Source organism: Sphingomonas sp. SP6 (assembly GCF_058313435.1).
Genome location: NZ_JBZFLG010000001.1, coordinates 1 through 14,321, shown reverse-complemented (window position 1 = coordinate 14,321; position 14,321 = coordinate 1). Strand labels below are relative to the sequence as shown.

At 69.7% G+C, this 14,321-nt stretch carries 15 protein-coding genes; 11 read left to right on the top strand and 4 right to left on the bottom strand.

Features of this window, described 5'->3' with window-relative positions:
* Positions 1 to 80 precede the first annotated feature (80 nt).
* The gene (locus AC4GYY_RS00075) at positions 81 to 1,184 is read right to left on the bottom strand and encodes an acyltransferase family protein (protein WP_491117604.1); all 1,104 of its coding nucleotides are present in this window, start codon (positions 1,182 to 1,184) and stop codon (positions 81 to 83) included.
* 48 nt (positions 1,185 to 1,232) lie between these two features.
* On the opposite strand from AC4GYY_RS00075, the gene rfbB reads away from it, so the two are divergent.
* Together rfbB and AC4GYY_RS00065 are read left to right on the top strand one after the other, a co-directional pair.
* The gene (gene rfbB, locus AC4GYY_RS00070) at positions 1,233 to 2,291 is read left to right on the top strand and encodes a dTDP-glucose 4,6-dehydratase (RefSeq protein WP_491117602.1); all 1,059 of its coding nucleotides are present in this window, start codon (positions 1,233 to 1,235) and stop codon (positions 2,289 to 2,291) included.
* Between the two features lie 10 nt (positions 2,292 to 2,301).
* Entirely contained in the window at positions 2,302 to 4,491 is a 2,190-nt protein-coding gene (locus AC4GYY_RS00065) for a hypothetical protein (protein WP_491117600.1), read from the top strand.
* Here the strand turns inward: AC4GYY_RS00065 and AC4GYY_RS00060 are convergent.
* Both AC4GYY_RS00060 and AC4GYY_RS00055 read right to left on the bottom strand, forming a co-directional pair.
* A complete protein-coding gene (locus AC4GYY_RS00060) occupies positions 4,488 to 5,963 on the bottom strand; it encodes a hypothetical protein (RefSeq protein ID WP_491117598.1) in 1,476 nt (491 codons plus the stop codon). The two genes, AC4GYY_RS00065 and AC4GYY_RS00060, sit on opposite strands and share 4 nt — an antisense overlap.
* The gene (locus AC4GYY_RS00055; protein WP_491117596.1) at positions 5,960 to 6,400 is read right to left on the bottom strand and encodes a hypothetical protein; all 441 of its coding nucleotides are present in this window, start codon (positions 6,398 to 6,400) and stop codon (positions 5,960 to 5,962) included. The genes AC4GYY_RS00060 and AC4GYY_RS00055 overlap by 4 nt, the downstream gene beginning before the upstream one ends.
* Positions 6,401 to 6,524: 124 nt before the next feature.
* Between AC4GYY_RS00055 and AC4GYY_RS00050 the strand changes: the two genes are divergently transcribed.
* The 4 genes from AC4GYY_RS00050 to rfbA all read left to right on the top strand — a co-directional run bounded on the left by AC4GYY_RS00050 (position 6,525) and on the right by rfbA (position 10,042).
* A complete protein-coding gene (locus AC4GYY_RS00050; protein ID WP_491117594.1) occupies positions 6,525 to 7,607 on the top strand; it encodes an acyltransferase family protein in 1,083 nt (360 codons plus the stop codon).
* Between the two features lie 86 nt (positions 7,608 to 7,693).
* On the top strand, positions 7,694 to 8,293 hold the full coding sequence (gene rfbC, locus AC4GYY_RS00045; protein WP_491117592.1) for a dTDP-4-dehydrorhamnose 3,5-epimerase: 600 nt from the start codon (positions 7,694 to 7,696) through the stop codon (positions 8,291 to 8,293).
* Entirely contained in the window at positions 8,262 to 9,182 is a 921-nt protein-coding gene (gene rfbD, locus AC4GYY_RS00040) for a dTDP-4-dehydrorhamnose reductase (RefSeq protein WP_491117590.1), read from the top strand. Before rfbC ends, rfbD begins: the two co-directional genes overlap by 32 nt.
* Positions 9,179 to 10,042, top strand: coding sequence for a glucose-1-phosphate thymidylyltransferase RfbA (gene rfbA / locus AC4GYY_RS00035; protein ID WP_491117588.1), 864 nt, complete (start codon positions 9,179 to 9,181; stop codon positions 10,040 to 10,042). Before rfbD ends, rfbA begins: the two co-directional genes overlap by 4 nt.
* Before the next feature lie 3 nt (positions 10,043 to 10,045).
* Here rfbA and AC4GYY_RS00030 read toward each other — a convergent pair whose 3' ends face one another.
* Entirely contained in the window at positions 10,046 to 10,606 is a 561-nt protein-coding gene (locus AC4GYY_RS00030) for a YqgE/AlgH family protein (RefSeq protein WP_491117586.1), read from the bottom strand.
* 112 nt (positions 10,607 to 10,718) lie between these two features.
* Between AC4GYY_RS00030 and AC4GYY_RS00025 the strand changes: the two genes are divergently transcribed.
* From AC4GYY_RS00025 to AC4GYY_RS00005, 5 genes are all read left to right on the top strand, one after another.
* Entirely contained in the window at positions 10,719 to 11,198 is a 480-nt protein-coding gene (locus tag AC4GYY_RS00025) for a peroxiredoxin (protein WP_491117584.1), read from the top strand.
* A 44-nt stretch (positions 11,199 to 11,242) separates the two neighbouring features.
* A complete protein-coding gene (locus AC4GYY_RS00020) occupies positions 11,243 to 11,521 on the top strand; it encodes a hypothetical protein (RefSeq protein WP_491117582.1) in 279 nt (92 codons plus the stop codon).
* Positions 11,522 to 11,612: 91 nt separating this feature from the next.
* Complete coding sequence (locus tag AC4GYY_RS00015; protein WP_491117580.1) at positions 11,613 to 13,043, top strand: AMP nucleosidase; 1,431 nt, start codon at positions 11,613 to 11,615, stop codon at positions 13,041 to 13,043.
* Positions 13,044 to 13,101: 58 nt separating this feature from the next.
* On the top strand, positions 13,102 to 13,617 hold the full coding sequence (locus AC4GYY_RS00010) for a hypothetical protein (protein ID WP_491117578.1): 516 nt from the start codon (positions 13,102 to 13,104) through the stop codon (positions 13,615 to 13,617).
* A 61-nt stretch (positions 13,618 to 13,678) separates the two neighbouring features.
* Positions 13,679 to 14,098 (top strand): cupin domain-containing protein, encoded by a 420-nt coding sequence (locus AC4GYY_RS00005; protein ID WP_491117576.1) that lies wholly within the window; start codon positions 13,679 to 13,681, stop codon positions 14,096 to 14,098.
* Positions 14,099 to 14,321 lie beyond the last annotated feature (223 nt).

Here is a 14,321-nt window from a genome sequence, read left to right as displayed (position 1 = left end):
GGCTTGAAAACGCTGGCGCAATCGTCATCGTTCCAGCCTCGACCCCTTCGATCGCAATGCGACAGATGCTCGCACGCGCCTTAGCCGGCCTTCGAGGATAAGGCGAGCCGCGGCCAGCGATCCACGAACCCGTCGTAGGCTCGTTGTCCCAAGATCCCGAACAACACCGCGACCGGGAAACCGACAAGGTAAAGCGCGGTCAGTTCAGCCCCGGGTCCGCCAAGACCGAGGTGCCGCAAAGCCTTGATCAGAAGAAGGTAAATCGGCCGGTGAAAAAGGTAGAGAAAGAAGCTGCCCGCACTCAACGTCGTGATGACGCGGCTCTCGGGCATGCGGCCGTTCACCGTCAAGAACACGAAAACGGATCCGCACCAGGCGACCGGCGCAAGCCAGATCGACTGATCCGCCGGGAACGGCGCGCGTAGCGACAGCACGTAGGTGACAGCCGTCAACGCCGCCAACGTCGCGAGCAACACCGGTCGGGGTGCCACGGGGTAGCGCGCGAGCAGCAGGCCCGTGACGAACACCGGAAAGTACATCAACAGGCGGACATCGAGGCCGCCCGTCGCTCGCCAGAGCGCGAACAAGATGAGCCATGCGACGACGCAACCGACAGCCAGGATGAAGGGTCGCGCGATCATCGCGATCATGAACGGCGCCACGAGGTAAAGCAGCACAATCATCGTCACGAACCATAAGGTGAATGGCGGCGGCGGAGACACCATCGAGACGAGCAGCGCCGCCTTGATGGGCGACGCGCCGAGGATCCCGGCTGCAGCGAAGATCGCGAGGGCAACAACATAGGGCGGGTAGATTCGGAGCAGGCGCTTTCGGTAGAAGCGCCACAATGAAGTAAACTCGAGCGCGATCTTCACGCGACCAAGCAGATGTCCGGAAATCAACACGAACAGCGCTAGGACAACCGTCGTCAAACGGTAGAAGAACGGATAGCGCTCAGGGTTCCATGGCGGGTTCGTCACGTACCCGAATAGGTGCCAGAACCCGACGATGTACCAGATACTGACGGCTCTAAGCCAATCCAACGAAGGGTTTCGAACAAGCCGTGCCGCTGAACCGACAGCCGGCAGTGCCGATCCGGGTCGATCGGCGAAACGTTCGTTCGATGCTGCCCCCTGCTCGCTCACCGTCCACCCCGAACCGCTCAGCCGGTCGGCATGTTGCATCCGCGAAGGGATTAGGCAAGAAGCGCAGCGGCTGCCGGAAGGACGGACATGCGGGTGCTGGTGACGGGCGGTGCGGGGTTCATCGGGTCGGCGGTGTGCCGGCACCTGGTGCGCGATCTGGGCCACGAGGTCGTGAACGTCGACGCGCTGACCTATGCCGCCAGCCTCGCCTCGCTCGATCCGATCGCTTCGTCGAACCTCTACACCTTCGTGCGCGCTGACATCCGCGATCGGGCGGCGATGGACCGGGTGCTCGCCGATCATCGCCCGGACGCGGTGATGCACCTGGCGGCGGAGAGCCATGTCGATCGCTCGATCGCGGGCGCGGGCGTGTTCCTAGAGACCAACATCATGGGCACCGCGACGCTGCTGGAGGCGGTGCGCGCGTGGCGCGACACCCTGCCCGCCGAGCGGCGGGACGGCTTCCGGATGCTCCATATCTCGACCGACGAGGTCTATGGCTCGCTGGGGCCGGACGGGCTGTTCACCGAGGAGACGCCCTACGATCCCTCCTCGCCCTATTCGGCGTCGAAGGCCGCGTCCGACCATCTGGTGCGCGCCTGGGTCAGGACCTACGGGCTGCCGTGCGTGATCTCGAACTGCTCGAACAACTACGGGCCGTATCATTTCCCGGAGAAGCTGATCCCGCTCGTCATCCTCAATGCGATGACGGGCCAGCCGCTGCCGGTGTACGGCGACGGGCAGAACATCCGCGATTGGCTCTATGTCGAGGATCACGCCCGCGCGCTGGTGACGGTGCTGGAGAAGGGCCGGATCGGCGAGAAGTACAACATCGGCGGCCGTAACGAGCGCACCAACCTCCAGGTGGTCGAGCGGATCTGCGACCTCATGGACCAGATGGCCCCCAAGGACCGGCCCCACCGCGACCTCATCACCTTCGTCACCGATCGCCCCGGCCACGACCACCGCTATGCGATCGACGCCTCGAAGACCGAAGGCGAACTCGGCTGGCGCGCGCGGGAGACGTTCGAGACCGGGATCGCGCGCACCGTGCGCTGGTACCTCGACAACGAGGCGTGGTGGGCGCCGCTGCGCAAGGGCTATGCCGGCGAGCGGCTCGGCGTGCTGAACCAGGCCGCGGCGTGAGGTCGGCGATGTGCGCCTGCCCCGCCTGATGCGCCACCGGGGCTGGCCGCTCCGCGCCGCGCCCGCGCTGCTGCTGCTCGGCCTGCCCGCCGCGGTCCCCTCCCCGGATGCGGTCGCCGACGGGCAGACCTGGCTGACCGTCCCCGAGCAATCGCTGGAGATCGAGCCCGGCAGCCCGCTCGACTTCTCGCAGATCATCCCCGCGCCCGGCTTCCGCGGGCCGATCGTGACGCGCGGCGAGCGCCTCGTGTTCGCCGATGGCGCTCCGGCGCGCTTCAACTGCGCGATGATGAACGCGGCGCCGCTCTCGCGCCCCGAGCTCCCGACCCATGCCGAATCCGATGCGCTGGCGGTCCAGCTGCGCCGCCACGGCTATACGCTCGTCCGCCAGCAATATGTCGACTTCCGCCTGACCCGGAACGCGACCGCCGACGTCCAGATCGGTCCCGAGCAGCTCGACCGCTTCTTCTACCTGCTTTCGGCGCTGAAGAAGAACGGCATCGCCTGGGCGCTCGACATCGTTGCGGCGCAGGGCAAGGGGGTGCGCGGCGGCGGCTGGGGGCCGGTGTCGCCCGACGACCTGCGCGTGCGGATGATGTTCGATCCCGCGCCGCGCGCGTTGTGGCTGAAGCTGGTCGACGCGGTGTTCGCGCGGACCAACCCGTACACCGGGGCGACGACGCTCGCCGATCCGACGCTCGCCTTCGTCGTCGGCGCGAACGAGAACAGCTTCGCCTTCTCCGCGACCGCGGCGCAGCCGTTCCCGACCGGGCTCGACGCCGTCTTCGACCGCTGGCTCCGCGCGCGCTTTCCCGGCCCCGACGCTCTGGCGCAGGCGTTGCCCGATCTCACCGCCGCCGAGCGGGCGGGAGCGCCGGTCGCTCTGCCGATGGGCTGGCGCGCGAGCGGCCCGCGCAGCGTGCTGCTCCGCCGCTTCGCGAGCGAGCGCGAGGTGGCGACGCAGCGCTGGATGGCGCGGATGCTCGCCGATCGCGGCTTCCGCGGGCCGACGCTCGGCGCCAACGACACCAACGCCGCGCTCGACAATCAGACGCGCGCGGCGCTGCCGGTGGTCGACGTCCACACCTATGGCGGGATGATCCAGTTTCGGACTGGCGGCACGTTCGACTTGCCGAGCGCGACCACCGATGCCGGGCTCGCGCGCTGGCTCGAAGGGCCGGGCGCGCGCTGGTTTGACAAGCCGATCGTCGCCACCGAGTATGACGCGCCCTTCCCCGGACGCTTCCGGTTCGAAGGCGGGCTGCTGTTCTCCACGCTGGCGGCGATCCAGGGCTTCCAGCTTATCTGCCGGACGACGAACAGCCCGATCGAGGCCGCCGTCCCCGCGCCGGCGGGCGTTCGGCCGCTCCGCGCCTATACGGGCGGGCTCGATCCGAACCTGCGCGCGCAGGAGACGCTGGCGACGATGCTGTTCGCGCGCGGCGACGTCTCCCCGGCGCGGGCGTCGGCGGCGCTGCCGTTCGGCGCGGAGCAGTTCGCGCAGGCCGGATCGGGGCTGCTGCCGCTCGCCGTCACGCACGCCGCGCTGCTCGTCCGCTTCGGCCTGGTCCCGCCCGACGCGCCGCTTCGACCGGCGACCGTTCCGATGCGGGCGTCGGGCGAGCCCTTCGCCGCCTTCGCCTCGCGCCTGCGGGCGAGCGGCGCGCTGCCGCGGGGCAACCGCACCGATCCCGCTGCGGGCGTGTTCCAGAGCGCGACGGGCGAGCTCACGCTCGATCAGCGCGCGGGCCGGATCGCCGTCGTCACCCCGCGCACCGAGGCGGCGAGCACGATCGCGCCGGCGCAGGATCTCGCGCTCGGCGCGCTACGAGTGGCGAGCGTCGACGCGCCCGCGCTCCTCGGCGCGACCTCGCTCGACGGCGCGCCGCTCGCGCAGAGCCGCCGCGTGCTGCTTGTGATGACCGGCGACGTGCGCAACACGGCGATGCAGCTGACTCCGCTGGGCGGCGAGCGGTCGCTGTTCTCCGACTGGGGTCGGCTGCCGATGCTGATGCGGCGGGTTCGCGCCACCGTGACGTTGCGCCACGAGGGGAGCGGCCCCGCGAGGCTTAGCGTGCTGAGCCTGCGCGGAACCGCCCTGGCCACGCGCGACCTCGCGGCCGGCGCCCCGATCGAGCTCGACACCGCCGCGCAGCCGGGCATGCCGACGACCTTCTTCCTCCTCGAATACGCGCGTTAGCCGACGATCTGCCCCGCACCGAAGCTCCGCCGCGCACCGTGGAGCATCGTGTCGGACGAGATCGAGAGCCAGCCGTTCCCCTCGGCGCGCGCCGCCAGGTCCGCACTCGAGGGCGGCCGGGCGGTGCACAGCCGCAGCCGCATCTGCGTATCGTCGGCGACGCGGAACTCGCGCGGCCCGGTGGCGCCGCCATTGACCACGTCGCCCAGCGACAGCTCCGCCGTCGTCCCGACAATCAGCGCGCGCGAACTGCCGATGATGTGAACGGTCGACCCTCGCGACATGGCGTAGCGGCCGGCGACATCCACCCCGCGGCAGTCCTCGTGCAGGGTCCAGCCGTTGTTCGACACCGATTGCCCCCGACCGTTGTCGAACGCGGTGCAGCCGACGGTCAGCAGCGCCGGCTCCGCGCCGAAGGCGTCGGGCCCGCTCTGGTTGTGGACGTTGAAGCCGTCCGCGCTCGCCTTGCTCGCGTCGCAGCGCTCGAACGCCGCGAGCCCGTGCAGCCCCAGCACCGCCACCGCGTTGCACTCGCTGCCGCCGGTACCGCCGGCATAGCGGAAGGTGCACCCGACCGCCGCCACCATGACCTTCGCCGGGGGCAATCCGGACGCGGCGTTGTACGCCAGATACAGGCACCCGCCGCTCGCGCCGCTGACATAGCCGCCCTCGAAATCAAAGCCGTCTGCCTTGGTCTCGCCGCCGAAGAACAGCGACCGCTGCGCGGCGAAGCTGTGGCGGACGTTGGCCACCGTCATAAAGACGCGGGTGTTCGCCTCGCTGGGCGTCACCCCGTCGGCGCGGTGGACGAAGACGGTCGAGCCGACCAGCGCCCAGCTGCCCGGCATGCGACCGACCGCGGCGGCGTCCTGAACCTTCGTCAGCTCGGGATAATGGCCGAACCGGTCGTGCCCTTTCAGGTCGACGATCCGGAGCGCGCCCGCGCGCGGCGTCGTGGCGACCCAGGGATAGGTCGCGTCCGCCGTCCAGGTCTGGACGTCCGCCGCGGCGCAGACGACGCGCCCGGCATAAGCGAAGGCGGCGACGGGCACGTTCGGCTGGGTCGTCCCGCCCGCGCCGGAGAACCCCTGCTGCCGCGGATAATAGCCGCTCTTGACCATGATCCGCGTCGGCACGCCGCTCGCGTTCGCGACCTGGACCGCCTTTTCGATCGTGAAGAACGCCTGCGCTTCGGTCAACCCGGAGTTGGCGTTCGATCCGTCCGCGCGAACCCAATAGGTCGGCCACGCGGCCGGATCGCCCGCGACCGCGCGCCACATCGCGGCGACGTCGACCCCGCCCGAGCAGCGCACCGCGCCGCCCTGCTCGGCGAGCGCGAGCGGGCCGATCGGGAACCGGGCGACGTCCCAGCCGATCGCTTCAAGGTCCGCCGCGATCGCGAGGGTCGTCGCGCGCGGCGCCGGGCGGAGCGCACGGAGCGCCAGCGCCTGGGCCTCCGGATCGACGCTCATTGTTCCACCCGGTAGGTCAGCGTGCCCGAGGTCAGCGCGATGTCCAGGAACCATAGCGCGCCGGCGACGCTCTCCTCGCCGATCGCGGCATTGACGTTCGCGCTCCACACGCCCTTGGCCGAGCCGTCGATGAACGTCAGCGGCACTTTGGTGCCGCCGCCGTCGGTCGAGCGTCGGGCCGAGACGGTCCCGACCCAGGTTCCGCCGAGGGTCGCCCAAATCGGTCGCCCGAGATCGGGGACGAACGGCCCCGCGACGGTGCTCGCCGAGGTCGAACCCGCCAAGGGCGCGCTCGTCGCCGCGGCCTGATCCGCGCGAATCGCGACCGGCAGCGGATGCCCCGCGTCGACCGGGGTCGCGGTGCCCCCGGTTGTCCCGAAGCTGATCGACGCCTGGGGCACGTAGCCGCCCGGCGCCTGCACCGACAATGTCGTCATCCTAGCCTCCTTGTTTCTGCTTTGTTCTTGTAGGCACAGATAGGCGGCTGTAGGAAAGAGCGTTTCGCTTGATCGCCTCTCGGCTCGCTGCCACGAAGCGGTGGGCAGGTGGGGAAGACCAACGATGTCGGAGCGGCCGGCCGGGCGCCTCGGTCATATCGACGCGCTGCGCGGTGTCGCCGCGCTCAGCGTCTGCGTGGCGCATTGCGCCGAATCGATGATCGCCGGGCTGGGCGCGGGCTCTGCGAGCACCACGATCCGCGAGACGATGATCGACGGCTTCGATCTCGGCCGGTTCGGCGTCGTCTTGTTCTTCCTCATCAGCGGGCTGGTGATCCCCTTCAGTCTCGGCGGCCCGCGTCCGCTGGAGCGATTCGCCGTCAGCCGGGTCTTCCGGCTCTACCCGGCGTACTGGCTGTCGATGCTGGTCACGATCGTCGTCGCCGTCGCCGTCGACCACCGCGCGTTCTCACCAGTCCAGGTGGCGGCCAACGCCACGATGGTGCCGGGGCTGCTCCGCCAGCCGTACGTCTCGGGAGTCTATTGGACGCTCTTCATCGAATTGATCTTCTACGTCTCCTGCGCACTGCTGTTCGCGACCCGGCTGCTGCACCGTCCGCTCGCGATCCTCCTGGTGACGCTCGGCTGCGTCGCGCTGCCGCTCGCGGGGATCGCCGCGCGGTCGCTCGGCCATCCCTTGCCCATCCTCTACGTTACCGCGCATCTCTCCTTCCTGTTTGCCGGCGCCCTGGTCCGCATGGCGGTGATCGAGCGGCGGCCGCGCGCGAACCTCTACGCGGCGGTGGCGCTGATCGCGGCGCTCGCGATCCTGCCGCTGCTCGGGTCGCAGCCGGATCGCGCCTTCACGGTTTCGACTCCGTTCGGGGTGACCGCGGCGGCCGCGTTGGCCGCGGCGATCTTCGTGCTCGCCGTTTGGCGACCCTTCGCGCCCGGACGCGCGCTCGTCTGGGCCGGGGCGATCAGCTATTCGGTCTATCTGTTCCACATCCCGGCGACCCATCTCGTTCGCGCCGCATTGCCCGATCATGGCGGCGGCGCGATGACGGCGCTGCTCGTGCTGACGCTCGTGCTGACGATCGCCTTCTCCTCGCTCGTGTACGTCGCGGTCGAGCGACCCTGCATCGAGATCGGGCGCCGGCTGGTCCACGCGCGCCGCCGCTCGCTGGCACTCGAAGTCGCGCCTTAACCTTGATATGCTGCGCGTGCGAAGATTCCCCCTCGCCAAATCGCTCCGAGTTTGACAGGGCCGCGGGCGGACCACGGGGGATGACGATGGTTGACCAACTCGGCGAGGCGACGACCGGGCCGGGGCCCGTCCAGCTGATCGAGCCCAGACGCTTCGGCGACGCACGCGGCTGGTTCACCGAAACCTATTCGAAGCGGACCTTCGCCGAACGCGGGATCGACTGCGCCTTCGTCCAGGACAATCACTCGCTGTCACGCCCCGCCTTCACGCTGCGCGGTCTCCACTTCCAGACGCCGCCGCATGGGCAGGACAAGCTCGTGCGCTGCATCCGTGGGCGGATCTTCGACGTCGCGGTCGATCTGCGACGCGGCTCGCCGACCTATGGCCAGTGGGTCGGAACCGAGCTGAGCGAGGAGAACGGCCATCAGCTGTTCATCCCGATCGGCTTCGCGCACGGCTTCCTGACGCTCGAGCCCGACTGCGAGGTCGTCTACAAATGCTCGGACCTTTACGCTCCGGCGAACGACGGCGGCATCGTCTGGAACGATCCCGATCTCGCCATAGCCTGGCCGCTTCCCGCCGGCGCGACGCCCGAGCTGAGCGCGAAGGACGAGGTCCAGCCGAGCTTCGCGGCGTTCAACTCGCCGTTCGCCTATGACGGCCGCCCCCTCGCCCCGCTCGGCTGACGTGCGCCAGATCCTCGTCACCGGCGCGAACGGCCAGCTCGGCCTCGCCCTCCAGAAGCACCTCTGGCCCGAGGGCTATGAGGCGGTCGCGCTTGATCGCACCGCGCTCGACCTCGCCGACCCGGAGGCGATCGCCGCGATGGTCGCCAGCCGTGCCTGGGCCGCGGTGATCAACGGCGCGGCCTATACCGCCGTCGACAAGGCCGAGAGCGACGTCGTGACCGCATGGCGGATCAACGCCCTCGCCCCCGCCGCCTTTGCCGCGGCATGCGAGGCGGCAGGCGTACCGCTGGTCCAGGTCTCGACCGATTACGTGTTCGACGGCGCGAAACAAGGCGCTTGGGAAATCGACGACCCCGTCGCTCCGCTCGGCGTCTACGGCGCGTCGAAGCTCGGCGGGGAACTGGCGGTCCGCACCGCCTGCCGCCGCCACGCGATCGTCCGCACCGCCTGGGTGGTGAGCGCGACCGGTGCCAATTTCGTCAGGACGATGCTCCGCGTCGGCGCGGATCGACCGGCGCTGAACGTCGTCGCCGACCAGCACGGCAGCCCGACCAGCGCCGCCGACCTCGCCGCCGCGCTCGCGGGCGTCGCGGTGCGGATGGCCGAGGATGCCGACGCGCCGACCGGGACCTTCCACTTCGCCAACGCCGGCGCGACGACTTGGCACGGCTTCGCCGAGGCGATCTTCGCCGGATCGGCGGCGCGCGGCGGCCCGTCGCCGAGCGTCAACGCGATCACCACCGCCGACTATCCCACCCCGGCCCGGCGCCCCTCCAACTCGCTCCTCTCGACCGCAGCGCTCACCCGCGCCTACGGCATCACGCCCCGCCACTGGCGCGAGGCGCTCGACGACATCCTCGACGATCTGATCGGAGCAAGGCCATGAAGGGCATCATCCTCGCGGGCGGATCGGGCACGCGGCTCCATCCGGCGACGCTGGCGGTGAACAAGCAGCTGCTGCCGATCTACGACAAGCCGATGATCTATTATCCGCTGTCGGTGCTGATGCTCGCCGGCATCCGCGAGGTGCTGATCATCTCCTCGCCCGAGTTCCTCCCCAATTACCGCAACCTGTTCGGCGACGGATCGTGGTGCGGGCTGCGGATCGAGTATGCCGAACAGCCGCGCCCCGATGGGCTGGCGCAGGCGTTCACGATCGGCGCGGGCTTCATCGGCGACGACAACGTCGCGCTGGTGCTGGGCGACAACATCTTCTTCGGCGCGGGCCTGATCGAACTGCTGGCGAGCGCGACCGCGCGGACCGAGGGCGCGACCGTCTTCGCCTACCGCGTCGAGGACCCCGAACGCTACGGCGTGGTCGAGCTCGACGCGACCGGCCGCGCGCTGAGCCTCGAAGAGAAGCCCGCGCAGCCCAAGTCGAATCATGCGGTGACCGGCCTCTATTTCTACGACAACCGGGTGGTCGACTTTGCGCGCAACCTGAAGCCCTCAGCGCGCGGCGAGTATGAGATCACCGACATCAACCGGCTCTACATGGAGCAGGGCGCGTTGTTCGTCGAACAGATGGGCCGCGGCTACGCCTGGCTCGACACCGGCACCCACGACAGCCTGCTCGAAGCGAGCGAGTTCGTCCGCACGATCCAGCACCGCCAGGGCATTCAGATCGCCTGTCTCGAGGAGATCGCCTACATGCAGGGCATGATCACCCGTGAGGAGGCGGAGGTGCGCGGCCGGCTGTTCAGCAAGACCGCCTATGGCCGCGCGATCCTGGCGGCACTGGATTAGGGACTAGGCCCGCCCGATGTCGGTGGCGAGCAGCCGCGCGTCGACACCTGCCTGCTCGTAAGCCCGCGCCCAGCGTTCGGCCGCGGGGACGTCGTAGATCAGCGAGGGATCGCCGGACACGTTGATCCAGCCCGGGCGGGTCAGCTCGCCCTCCATCTGCCCCGCGCCCCAGCCTGCATAGCCGAGCGCGACGGTCCACCGCGCCGGCCCGGTCCCGGCGGCGATCGCACGCAGGATGTCGACCGTGCCGCTCAGCGCCCACCGGCCGGCGACGTCGATCGTGTCCTGTCCCGACCAGTCGGTCGAATGCAGCACGAAGCCGCGCCGCGTCTCGACCGGTCCGCCGAAATGGATCGGCGCGTCGGGCGCGGTGCCCGGCGCGATCTCAAACTGCTCGAGCACGTCGTGAAGCCCCAGCCCCGCGACGATCTCGCCGAGCCCCACTCCGACCGCGCCGTTCGCATCGTGCGCGCAGATAGCGATCACCGCATGGGCGAAGCGCGGATCGCTCATCCCCGGCGTCGCCAGCAGAAATTGTCCGGTAAGAAAACGCGCCGAATCCATCCCCTTGCTGATAGCGCGCGGGAGCACGGCTCGTCACGCTTGAAATCCCGCGGTTCGGCTGCGACGGAGCGCACGACTCCGCGCAAGCGCGCGGCCCCGAGGAGATAATTCCATGACGATCAGCGTCGGCGACACCCTGCCCCAGACCACTCTGGTCAAGGCGACCGAGAACGGACCCGAGGCGATCGACTCGGCCGAGTTCTTCCGCGGCCGCAAGGTCGCGCTCTTCGCGGTACCGGGCGCCTTCACCCCCACCTGCTCGGCCAAGCACCTGCCCGGCTTCGTCGACAAGGCGGACGACCTGCGCGCCAAGGGCATCGACGAGGTCGCCTGCACCGCGGTCAACGACGCCTTCGTGATGGGCGCCTGGGCCAAGCAGGCCGGTGCGGCCAACGTCACCATGCTGGCCGACGGCAACGGCGAGTTCGCCGAGGCGCTGGGCCTGACGATGGACGGGTCGAAGTTCGGGATGGGCAAGCGCAGCCAGCGCTATGCCATGGTCGTCGAGGATGGCGTCGTCACCCAGCTCAACGTCGAGGGACCGGGCGAGTTCAAGGTCAGCTCCGCCGAGTACATGCTCGGCAACCTCTGAGGCGCGTCGGCGTTCGTCATGACGCTATCGTAAGGAGTCCCGTCATGACCGAAGCCAAACCGAACGACCACGCCGCCCAGGACGCGAGCCTCGCCGACAAGGCGAAGGCCGCCGCCGCCAGCGCCGGGGAGACCGTCTCGTCCGCCGCATCCACCGCAAGCGGCAAGGTGAGCTCGGCCGCGAGCGCCACCGTGGAAGCGGTGAAGGCGCACCCGGCCGCCGCCGCGGGGATCGTCGCGGGCGTCGCCGCCGCCGTCGCAGGGGGCGTGTACGCCGCCACCAAGAGCGACGACGACACGACTCCGGCGTCGAAGAAGAAGTGACGCGCGCGGCGGGAGCGACCACCGCTCCCGCCGTCGCACCCGTCCCCGCCATCGTCTTGCCAGCCTCCCTGGTCCGCCGTAACCGCTGCGGATGACCGCCCAAGCCATCGTCGCCGAACTCGACCGGCTTTACGCCGCCTCGGTGGCGCGCCTGCAGACGGCGCTGACCACCTATCTCGAGACCGGCACGCCGCCGTCGTCCGAGGCGCGGCGCGACGGCGCGTTCGCCTATCCCGAGATCCACCTGCGCTTTCGCGGCGGCGAGGCGGGGCCGTCCCCGATCCGATCGTTCGGTCGCCTCGTCACCCCCGGCGAGTACCGCATCAGCATCACTAAACCGGCGATCTTCGCCGACTATCTGGTCGAGCAGCTGACGCTCCTGATCGAGGATTACGATGTCGAGGTCGCGGCGCACCCCGGCACGACCGAGATCCCGTTTCCTTATGTCCTCGATCCCGGCCACGCGCTGCGGCTGGACGAGGTCTCCGCCGCGGAGCTGGCGCGCCACTTTCCCGCGACCGAGCTGGCCCACATCGGCGACGAGATCGCCGACGGCCTGTGGGCGTCGGTCGACGGTACGCGGCCGCTGGCGCTGTTCGACGGCCTGCGCACGGATTTCAGCCTGGCGCGCCTGCGCCATTACACCGGCACCCCGCCGGAACATGTCCAGCGCTACGTCCTGTTCACCAACTACCATCGCTACGTCGACGAGTTCGTCCGCTGGGGCGCGGCGCAGGTCGGCAACGACTCGCGCTTCACCGCGCTGTCGGGTCCCGGCGGGATGCTGTTCCGTGCCGGCGACGACGTTGCCGTGCTGGAGGACACCGCCTGGCGGCGGCTCCAGATGCCCGCCTATCACCTGATGGCGGAGGACCGGACCGGCATCACCCTCGTCAACATCGGCGTCGGGCCGTCGAACGCGAAGACGATCACCGATCACCTTGCGGTGCTGCGGCCCGAGGCGTGGCTGATGATCGGGCATTGCGGCGGGCTGCGGCCGTCGCAGCGGATCGGCGACTATGTCCTCGCCCATGCCTATCTGCGCGACGACCATGTCCTCGACGACGTGCTGCCGCCCGAGATCCCGGTGCCCGCCATCGCCGAGGTCCAGCAGGCGCTCGCCCGCGCCGCGGAGACCGTGAGCGGCCAATCGGGCGAAGACTTGAAGCGCCGCCTGCGCACCGGCACGATCGTCACCACCGACGACCGCAACTGGGAGCTGCGGTACTCGCGGTCGGCGCTGCGGTTCTCGCTGTCGCGGGCGGTCGGGATCGACATGGAATCGGCGACGATCGCCGCACAGGGCTACCGCTTCCGCGTCCCCTACGGGACGCTGCTCTGCGTTTCCGACAAGCCGCTGCACGGCGAGCTCAAGCTGCCGGGCCAGGCGAACCGCTTCTACGAACGCGCGATCGCCGAGCATATGACGATCGGGATCGAGACCTGCGAGGAGCTGCGCCGCGAAGGCGCGAAGCTGCACAGTCGCAAGCTGCGCGCGTTCAACGAGCCGCCCTTCCGCTGATCCGGAAACCTCCACGCCGCCGTGCGTTACGGCTGCGCAATCATCAGGGAGCGACGTGATGGCCGACGAGACCGAGACCCCGACCCCGACGCCGGCTCCCGCGCCGCCGCGACGCCGCACCCGCGCGACCAAGCCCGCCGCCGCGAAGACCACCGCGGCTCAGGAGGACGGCGCCTCGTCCGCGCCGAAGCGCGCCCGTACCCCGCGCAAGCCAGCCGCCCAGGCGTCCTCCACCGCGTCGGAGCCGGCGAAGGCCGATGCCAAGCCGAAGCGCGCGCCCGCCAAGCCTCGCGCCGCCAAACGCGCGACCCCCGCTCCGAAGCGGCGCAAGGCCGCATCGCTGACGTCGGTCGGCAAGGCGACCGACAAGGTCGGAGGGAAGTGGAGCGCAGCCGCGATCGCGACCGGAGTGGCCGCGGTCGGCGCGGCGGCGGCGCTGCTCTCGCTGCGCGGTTCGGCCAAGAAGCCGGACCCCGTGAAGCCGAGCGGCGGCGCGCACACCCCCGACGGGACCGACGCCTCGAAGTCGTTCGAGGCCGGGATCGCCGACCAGAACAGCATTCCCGACGCCTGATCCGGCGACGCACACCCAGCCGGGCCGTCGCAGTCGCGACGGCCGCTTCCAGGACATTGGCATGGCGATCTTCAACAAGGACATGGTCGATCTCGCGACCAGGAACGAATTCTGGCAGAAGGAGGTCTACCTCGACAAGAAGGTGCAGGTGGTGCTGATGAGCATCCCCGCGGGCGAGGAGATCGGGATGGAGACCCACCCCGCCGACCAGACGACCTTCATCGTCGCCGGCGAGGCGCAGGTGACGATCGACGGGCACAACACCAAGGCGGGGCCGAACCACATGGTGGTCGTCCCCAAGGGGTCGCAGCACAATATCGTCAACAAGGGCTCGGGCGAGCTCAAGCTGTTCTCGGTCTACGCGCCGCCCGCGGAACCCGAGGGCGCGGCCTTCAAGACCAAGGAAGACGCCGAGGAAGCCGAGAAGGGTCTGCTCGCCAAAGCGGCGGACAAGGTGAAGGACATGGTGGGGAAGGGTTAGGCGACGGCCATCCTCACCCTTCCCGCGGCCTTTAGCGGCGGGCACGTCCCTCTCCCATCGGGAGAGGGAAGGAATTAGCCGCGCAAAGGTAAGCGGGATGGGTCAGTGATTGTCCCGGGGCAGGCCCTGGGTCTGGGCGATGCGCTGGTATTTTTCGGCACCCTCCAGGATGGCGCCGGTGTTCATTTGGCCGACGAGCGCGCGCTGGATCTCCTGCCAGGGG

Excerpts from the sequence above, each read along its gene's own strand:
- rfbC (WP_491117592.1), top strand. The coding sequence starts at position 7,694 with ATGGTTGACCAACTCGGCGAGGCGACGACCGGGCCGGGGCCCGTCCAG.
- AC4GYY_RS00050 (WP_491117594.1), top strand. The coding sequence starts at position 6,525 with ATGTCGGAGCGGCCGGCCGGGCGCCTCGGTCATATCGACGCGCTGCGC.
- AC4GYY_RS00005 (WP_491117576.1), top strand. The coding sequence starts at position 13,679 with ATGGCGATCTTCAACAAGGACATGGTCGATCTCGCGACCAGGAACGAA.
- AC4GYY_RS00025 (WP_491117584.1), top strand. The coding sequence starts at position 10,719 with ATGACGATCAGCGTCGGCGACACCCTGCCCCAGACCACTCTGGTCAAG.
- rfbB (WP_491117602.1), top strand. The coding sequence starts at position 1,233 with ATGCGGGTGCTGGTGACGGGCGGTGCGGGGTTCATCGGGTCGGCGGTG.
- AC4GYY_RS00010 (WP_491117578.1), top strand. The coding sequence starts at position 13,102 with ATGGCCGACGAGACCGAGACCCCGACCCCGACGCCGGCTCCCGCGCCG.
- AC4GYY_RS00055 (WP_491117596.1), bottom strand. The coding sequence starts at position 6,400 with ATGACGACATTGTCGGTGCAGGCGCCGGGCGGCTACGTGCCCCAGGCG.
- rfbD (WP_491117590.1), top strand. The coding sequence starts at position 8,262 with ATGACGGCCGCCCCCTCGCCCCGCTCGGCTGACGTGCGCCAGATCCTC.
- AC4GYY_RS00030 (WP_491117586.1), bottom strand. The coding sequence starts at position 10,606 with ATGGATTCGGCGCGTTTTCTTACCGGACAATTTCTGCTGGCGACGCCG.
- AC4GYY_RS00060 (WP_491117598.1), bottom strand. The coding sequence starts at position 5,963 with ATGAGCGTCGATCCGGAGGCCCAGGCGCTGGCGCTCCGTGCGCTCCGC.
- AC4GYY_RS00020 (WP_491117582.1), top strand. The coding sequence starts at position 11,243 with ATGACCGAAGCCAAACCGAACGACCACGCCGCCCAGGACGCGAGCCTC.
- AC4GYY_RS00075 (WP_491117604.1), bottom strand. The coding sequence starts at position 1,184 with ATGCAACATGCCGACCGGCTGAGCGGTTCGGGGTGGACGGTGAGCGAG.
- rfbA (WP_491117588.1), top strand. The coding sequence starts at position 9,179 with ATGAAGGGCATCATCCTCGCGGGCGGATCGGGCACGCGGCTCCATCCG.
- AC4GYY_RS00015 (WP_491117580.1), top strand. The coding sequence starts at position 11,613 with ATGACCGCCCAAGCCATCGTCGCCGAACTCGACCGGCTTTACGCCGCC.